The 7,357-nt window shown below is 74.1% G+C and carries 5 protein-coding genes; all 5 read right to left on the bottom strand.

The features are described from left to right. Positions 1 to 3,059 (bottom strand): type I polyketide synthase (locus GA0115240_RS30565; RefSeq protein WP_141709022.1); only part of this gene is annotated, 3,059 nt, incomplete at its 3' end. A gap of 14 nt (positions 3,060 to 3,073) precedes the next feature. Beyond that, positions 3,074 to 3,970 carry a 3-hydroxybutyryl-CoA dehydrogenase gene (locus tag GA0115240_RS35895; RefSeq protein ID WP_107407238.1) on the bottom strand — a complete coding sequence of 299 codons (897 nt, stop codon included), beginning with the start codon at positions 3,968 to 3,970 and terminating at the stop codon, positions 3,074 to 3,076. Next, on the bottom strand, positions 3,967 to 4,965 hold the full coding sequence (locus GA0115240_RS35890) for a 3-oxoacyl-ACP synthase III family protein (RefSeq protein ID WP_107407237.1): 999 nt from the start codon (positions 4,963 to 4,965) through the stop codon (positions 3,967 to 3,969). Before GA0115240_RS35890 ends, GA0115240_RS35895 begins: the two co-directional genes overlap by 4 nt. Before the next feature lie 29 nt (positions 4,966 to 4,994). Continuing rightward, positions 4,995 to 6,365 carry a crotonyl-CoA carboxylase/reductase gene (gene ccrA / locus GA0115240_RS30555; RefSeq protein ID WP_093741717.1) on the bottom strand — a complete coding sequence of 457 codons (1,371 nt, stop codon included), beginning with the start codon at positions 6,363 to 6,365 and terminating at the stop codon, positions 4,995 to 4,997. Next, a complete protein-coding gene (locus tag GA0115240_RS30550; protein WP_093741715.1) occupies positions 6,362 to 7,354 on the bottom strand; it encodes a 3-oxoacyl-ACP synthase III family protein in 993 nt (330 codons plus the stop codon). Before GA0115240_RS30550 ends, ccrA begins: the two co-directional genes overlap by 4 nt. Between the last annotated feature and the right edge of the window lie 3 nt (positions 7,355 to 7,357).

Here is a 7,357-nt window from a genome sequence, read left to right as displayed (position 1 = left end):
GCGGACCAGGTCCCGGCAGGCGGCCTGCGCCGGATCGGGCGCCGGGCCCCGGTGGCGGCGCGAACCGCGCCCCGGGTCGTCAGCACCAGCCGGCTCGCCTCCAGCCGCGGCTGTCCGAGCCAATCCGCCAGCCGCTCCACCAGCCCGTCGGCGTCGGCGGCGTCCCATTGCAGGACGACGACGGACGGCAGCGGAGCGCCGCTGTCGACGGCGCCGCGCAGCGCCGCCAGCCCCGAGTGGAGCTCGACCCCGGACGTGGCGCCGGTCAGTGCCGCGCCCAGGCCCTGCGGGTCCGGGCCGGCGATCGCCCAGCGCACCGCGGCGCCCTGCGGCGCGGCCGGGGGAGTGCCGGTCGGCAGCGGGGCCCACCCGGCGGCCGGTTCGACGGTGGCGGCGGCCGTGCCCAGCCAGTGCCGGGTCCGCTGGAAGGCGTACGTCGGCAGCTCCGCGTGCCGCGTGACGGGCCCGGCGACCTCGTCCAGTACGCGCCGCCAGTCCCAGCCGACGCCGTGCACGTGCAGTTCGGCCAGGGCGGCGAGCAGGGTGGTGACCTCGTCCCGGCCGGCCCGCTGCGCGGCGGCGAAGACGGCGTCCGCCTGCTCGGCGCTGTCCCGGCCCATCGCGGTGAGCACGGCGTCGGGGCCGATCTCCAAGAAGGCCCGCACCCCCTCGGCCTCCAGGCTGCGCACCCCGTCCAGGAACCGGACGCCCTGGCGGGCGTGCCGCACCCAGTACTCCGCGGTGGCGATCTCGGCGGCGTCCACCACGGCGCCGGTCAGGTTGGACACGACGGGGATGCGCGGGGCGCCGTAGGCCAGTCCTTCGGCCACGTCGCGGAACTCCGCCAGCATGGGGTCCATCAGCGGCGAGTGGAAGGCGTGGCTCACCTGCAGGCGCCGGGTCTTGCGGCCGCGCTCGCGCCACAGCGCGCCGACCGCGGTCACCGCGTCCTCGTCGCCGGCCACGACCGTCGAGCCGGGCGCGTTCACCGCCGCGACAACGGCCCGGCCGGCGTGGGCGGCCAGGGTCGGCAGCAGCTCCTCCTCGCTGGCCTGGACGGCCACCATCGCGCCGCCGGACGGGAGTTGCTGCATCAGCCGGCCGCGGGCGGCGACCAGCGCGCAGGCGTCGGGCAGCGAGAGGACACCGCTGACGTGGGCGGCGGCCAGCTCCCCCACCGAGTGGCCCAGCAGCAGGTCGGGGCGCAGGCCCCAGCTCTCCAGCAGCCGGAACAGCGCCACTTCGAAGGCGAAGAGGGCGGGCTGGGTGTAGCCGGTCGCGTGCAGCGCCGAGTCCGCGGCGCCGTCCGGGCCGGCCGGGGTGAGGACCAGCTCGGCCAGCGGCCGGTCGAGCGAGCCGTCCAGGTGCGCGCACACCGCGTCGAAGGCCGCCCGGAAGACGGGGAAGCGCCGGTGCAGGTCCCGGCCCATGCCCGGCCGCTGGCTGCCCTGGCCGGTGAAGAGGAAGGCGGTGCGCCCGGTCCCGGCCCGGCCGACCGCGCCCGTGGCGGGCCGCCGGCCCTCGGCGACCTGCCGCAGCGCTGCGGTCAGCCCGGCCCGGTCCTGCGCGAGCAGCACCGCCCGGTGGTCGAACGCCGTCCGGTCCAGCGCCAGTGCGTGCGCGAGTTCGGGCAGCGCCAGCTCCGGGCGCTGTTCGAGGTGGTCCAGCAGCCGCTGCGCCTGGACCCGCAACGCCTGCTCGCCGCGCGCCGACAGCGGCAGCGGGACACGCGTGCCGGGCTCCCCCGGCGTGGCGGGGCCCGCGGGCGCCTCCGGCCCGGCGCCGAGCACGAGGTGGCAGTTGGTGCCGCCCATCCCGAAGGAGCTGACGCCCGCCAGCAGCGGATTCGCCCCCGGCTCCAGCGGGCGCAGGGCGTCGTTGACCCGCAGCCCCAACTCCTCCATTGCGATGCGCGGGTTGGCGTTGCGGAAGTTCAAGCTCGGCGCCAGGGTCCGCTCCCGCAGGCACAGCACCGTCTTGATCAGCCCGGCGATGCCCGCGGCGCCCTCCAGGTGGCCGATGTTGGTCTTCACCGAACCGACCAGCAGCCGGTCCTCGGGGGCCCGCCCCTGGCCGAGCACCGCGCCGAGCGCGGCGGCCTCGATCGGGTCGCCCACCGGCGTGCCGGTGCCGTGCAGCTCCACGAAGCGGACCTGCCCGGGCGCCACCCCGCTGCGGCGGTACGCCTCCCGGAGCACGTCCTGCTGGGCCTGCGGGCGCGGCGAGGTGAGCGTGTCGCCGCCGCCGTCGTTGTTGACCGCGCCGCCGAGGATCACCGCGTGCACGGTGTCGCCGTCGGCCTCGGCCTGCCGCAGGGTCTTGAGGACGACGAGACCGCCGCCCTCACCGCGGACGTAGCCCGAGGCGCGGTCGTCGAAGGTGAAGGTGCGCCCGTCCGGGGAGAGCGCGCCGAAGCGCTCCCCCAGGGTGAAGCCCGCCGGGTCCAGCGCGAGGCTCACCCCGCCGGCCAGCGCCACCGACGACGCCCCGCTGAGCAGGCTCTCGCAGGCGAGCTGGACGGCCACCAGCGAGGAGGACTGCGCGCTGTCGACCACCAGGCTCGGCCCGCGCAGCCCCAGCGCGTACGAGAGCCGGTTGGCGATCAGGCCGCGGCTGGTGCCGGTGATGCTGTGCGGGGTGAGCGCGCCGGTGCCCGCCGCCCCGGTCAGCCGGGCGTAGTCGTCCCAGATCGCGCCGACGAAGACGCCGGCGGCGGATCCGGACAGCCGCTGCGGGACGATGCCCGCGTGCTCCAGTGCCTCCCATCCCAGTTCCAGCAGCAGCCGCTGCTGCGGGTCCATGGCGACCGCCTCGCGGGCGGAGACCCCGAAGAACTCCGCGTCGAAGGCGTCGACCCGGTCGAGGAAACCGCCGCGCGGCGGGCCGGCCGGTCCGGCGGCCGCCTGCGAGAGCCAGGGGCGGTCGGCCGGCGGCAGGCCCACGGCCTCCCGGCCCTGCGTGAGCAGGGACCAGAACTCCGCCGGCCCGGCCGCGCCGGGAAAGCGGCAGGACAGGCCGACGACGGCGATGGCCTCGGTGACCCCGGATGGGATGGGCATGGTGGTGCTCCTCCTCAGGTGTCGTACTCGTAGAAGCCGCGTCCGGTCTTCCGGCCGTGCCGGCCGGCCTCGACCATGCGCAGCAGCAGCGGCGGCGGCGCGTAGAGCGGCTCCTTGAACTCCTGGTAGAGCGCGGCGCCGACGTCGGCCACGGTGTCCAGGCCGACGAGGTCGGCGAGTTTGAGCGGGCCCACCGGGTGGGCGCAGCCCAGGACCATGCCCTGGTCGATCACCTCGGGTGTGGCGAAGCCGGACTCGACCATCCGCATCGCCGACAGCAGGAACGGGATCAGCAGCGCGTTGACCACGAAGCCGCTGCGGTCCGCCGACCGGATCACCTTCTTGCCCAGCACCTGCTCGGTGAAGTGCCGCGCCCGCTCGTAGACGGGTTCGGCGGTCTCCAGCGAGCAGATCAGCTCGACCAGCGGCATGGCCGGCACCGGGCTGAAGAAGTGGGTGCCGATCACCTGGCCGGGACGTGTCGTGGCCCGGCCGATCCGGGTGATGGGCAGCGAGGAGGTGTTGGTGGCGAGGATCGCGTCCGGGTCCTTGACGATCCGGTCGAGCGCCCCGAACAGCTCCACCTTGAGGTCCTCGTGTTCGCGGACGCTCTCCACGACGATCTGCCGGTCCGCCATGTCCTCCAGGTCGGTGGTGAAGACCAGCCGCCGCCGCGCCGCGTCGCGCTGCTGCCCGGTGATCCGCCCCTTGGCCACCCGGCGCTCCAGCGAGGCCAGGACGCGTTCCAGGCCGGCCTGCGCGGACGCCGGCCGGGAAGCCACCACGGTGACCTGGCAGTCGGCCAGCGCGGCCACCTCGGCGATGCCCGATCCCATCAGACCGCAGCCGATCACCCCGACCCGCTCGATCGGCTCGCGGACGTCGGGCCACTCCTGCGCGGCGACGCTCATGACTCCACCGCCCAGCGCATCACGCAGGCGCCGACCGCCATGCCGCCGCCGAAGCCGGCCAGCAGCACCGTGTCGCCCTTCTTCAGCTGCCCGGAGCGGTTGGCGTCGTCCAGGGTCAGCGGTACCGAGGAACTGCCGACGTTGGCGTACTTCTCCACCGTGCGGTGGGTGATGGCCCCGCTCAGCCCGCTGGCCGCGGCCAGTTCGTCGATCAGCGCGCCGTTGGGCTGATGCGGCACGAAGTGGTCGATGCCGTCCGGCTCCAGGCCGGCGGCCCGTATCAGGCGGCTGAGCACCGGCGGCACGTTCGCCAGCACGAAATCGCGCACCCCGCGGCCGTCCATGCTGACGGTGTGCGCCGCGGCGTCGACGGTCTCGTGCGAAGCGGGCAGCCGGCTGCCGCCGGCCTCGATCTTCAGCAGCTCGTGGGCGTCGCCGGCGCTGGACAGGTCCACCGCGGTGATGCCGTAGCCCTCGGGCACCACGCCGACCACGGCCGCCGCGGCGCCGTCGCCGAGCAGCACCGCGGTCCGGCGGTCGGCGAAGTTCGCGAAGCGCGAGTACACCTCGGAGGAGATCAGCAGCACCAGCGCCTCGGGGCGGCGCTGCAGCAGCGCGCGGGCCAGTTCGAGTCCGTAGACGAAGCCGCTGCACGCCACGCTGATGTCGAAGCAGGCCGCGTTGCGGGCGTCGATGGCGTCCTGCACCAGGCAGGCGGTGGGCGGCTGCGGGGAGTCGCCGGTGCCGGTGGACACGATGATGTAGTCGATGCGCTCGGGGCCGACGCCGGCCCGGGCCAGCGCGTCCTCCCCGGCGCGGGCGCCGAGGTCGGATGCCGCCTCGTCGGGCGCGGCCCATCGCCGGCTGCGGATGTGGGTCTTGCGCTCGATCCACTCCTCGGTGGCTCCGACGCGCCGTGCCACTTCCTCGTTGCCGACTTCCTCCTTCGGTACGTACGAGCCTGTCGCCAGGATGCCGACGGGGTATCCGGTCACCTTCGGGACCGCCTTTCACAGGTCGGGGCTCAGTGAGCCAGGGCGGGCACGGAGACGTCCCCGGCGGGCAGCCGCAGCGGGTTGATGCGCTCGTCGCCGCCGATACGGGCCCGGGTCTCGGGGTCGGTGACGCCGAGACCGGCTTCCGGCGCCAGGCAGAGCACGCCGACCTTGCCGATGTGCCGGTTCTGCTGGACCCGGCGCGACGCCTCGCCGACGTCCGCCAGCGTGTGGACCTCGGACAGCGCGGGCATCAGCCGGCCCTGCTGGACCAGCCGGTTGCACTCCCACGCCTCCTGGAAGTTGGCGGAGTGGCTGCCGATGATCCGTTTGAGGTTCATCCACAGATAGCGGTTGTCGTAGGTGTGCTGGTAGCCGGTGCTGGACCCGCAGGTGACCACCGTGCCGCCGCGGCGGACCAGGAAGACGGAGGTCGCGAAGGTGGCCTGGCCGATGAAGTCGAAGGCGATGTGCGGGTCCTCGCCGACCTCGCGGCGGATGATCCGGCCGATCCGCTTGCCGAGTTCGATGGCCTGCCCCGGGTCCGGGTGGCCGTCGCCGGCCATGCCGAGTTCGGCGCGGTTGATGATGACGTCGCAGCCCAGGCGGCGCAGGACGTCGGCCTTGGCCTCGGAGCTGACTACGCCGACCGGGATGCCGCCGCCGTTCTTGACCAGTTGCACGGCGAAGGCGCCGAGGCCGCCGGTGGCGCCCCAGATCAGCACGATGTCGCCCTGCTTCATCCGGGCGCCGTGCTCACCGACCAGCATCCGGTAGGAGGTGCCGGCGCACAGCGGCACCGAGGCGGCCTCCTCCCAGGTCAGGTGGGCGGCCTTGGGCAGCAGCTGGCTGGCCCGGGCGACGGTGTAGTGCGCCAGCCCGCCGAAGTTCGTCTCGAAGCCCCAGATCCGCTGGTCGGCGCCGAGCATCCCGTCGGCGTGGGTGGCCGGCTCCTGGTCGTCCACGTGGGTGCAGGAGACGACCACGTGGTCACCGGTCTGCCAGCGCCGCACGCCGCTGCCGGTGCGGACGATCACCCCGGCCGCGTCGGAACCGAGCACGTGGTACGGCTGGTCGTGCCGTCCGGCCCAACCGCCCTGCCGGCCGTAGCGCGTGAGGAAGTCGAAGGTCGGCATCGGCTCGAAGGTCGCCGACCACACGGTGTTGTAGTTGATCGAGCTGGCCATCACCGCCACCAGCACCTCGTCGGGGGCCAGTTCCGGCATCGGCACGTCGGAGACCCGCAGCGTGCGGCGGACGTCCTTGTCCGCGACTCCGTCGAACACCCCGATGTCCTCGGCCCGCAGGTGCGCCGCCGTGTACCGGGCCGGCACGGGTTCGCGTTCCAACTGCTCGCCGTCCGCGCCCGCCAGGACGGCCTGTGCCAGCGTGTCGGTCATGCCGCCCACCGCAGCAGGCAGGAACCGAGCGACAGGCCGCCGCCGAAGCCGCTGACCAGGACCAGGTCCCCGGCTTTCAGCCGGCCGGTCCGATTGGCCTCGTCGAGGGTGATCGGGATGGACGCGCTGCCCACGTTCCCGTACTTCTGCACGGTGCGGTGCACCTCGGCGTTGGTCAGGCCGCTGATGTCGACCAGCTCCTGGAGCAGGTTGCCGTTGCCCTGGTGCGGGACGAAGTGGTCGATCGCGGCGAGCGGCACCCCGGTCTGCTCGGCCAGGTGCTCCAGCCGAGGCGGCACGTCCCGCAGCACGAAGTCGCGCACCGCGCGGCCGTCCATCCGGAAGAAGTGGTCGCCGGCGTCGACGGTCTCGTGCGAGGCGGGCTTGCGGCTGCCGCCGGCCTCCACCCGGATCAGGTGGTGGCCGTCGCCCTGGCTCTTCAGGTCCACCCCGACGAATCCGTACGGCGCCTCGACCGGGCCGACCAGGGCCGCTCCGGCGCCGTCCGCGAACAGCGCGGCGGTGCGCCGGTCGTTGAAGTCGAGGATCCGCGAGTAGACCTCCGCCGCCAGCACCAGCACCAGGCTGCCCGGGTTGAGCGAGATCAGGTCCCGGGCGAGCGCGAGCCCGTAGACGAAGCCGCTGCACACCACGTTGAGGTCCATGCAGGCCGCGTTGTACGCGCCGAGCTGGTGCTGGACGACGTTGGCCGTCGGCGGGGAGGGCGAGTCCCCGGTCGAGGTGGAGACGATGATGTAGTCGATGCGGTCGGCGCTGATGCCCGCCTGCTCCAGCGCGCTCTCGGCCGCGTGGACGGCGAGATCGGAGGACGCCTCGTGGGGCGCCGCGTAACGGCGGGTACGGATCAGGGTCTTGCCCTCGATCCACTCGGCGGTCGTGCCGAACCGCGGAGCCAGTTCCTCGTTGCGGATCTCGTCCTTGGGCAGATAGGAGCCGGTCGCGAGTATCCCGGCGGAGTCGTTCGCCACGGT

This window comes from Streptomyces sp. DvalAA-14 (genome assembly GCF_900091855.1).
Classification (GTDB): Bacteria; Actinomycetota; Actinomycetes; order Streptomycetales; family Streptomycetaceae; genus Actinacidiphila.
Note: the sequence above shows the minus strand (reverse complement) of the source record. Positions and strands in the feature narration are given on the sequence as shown.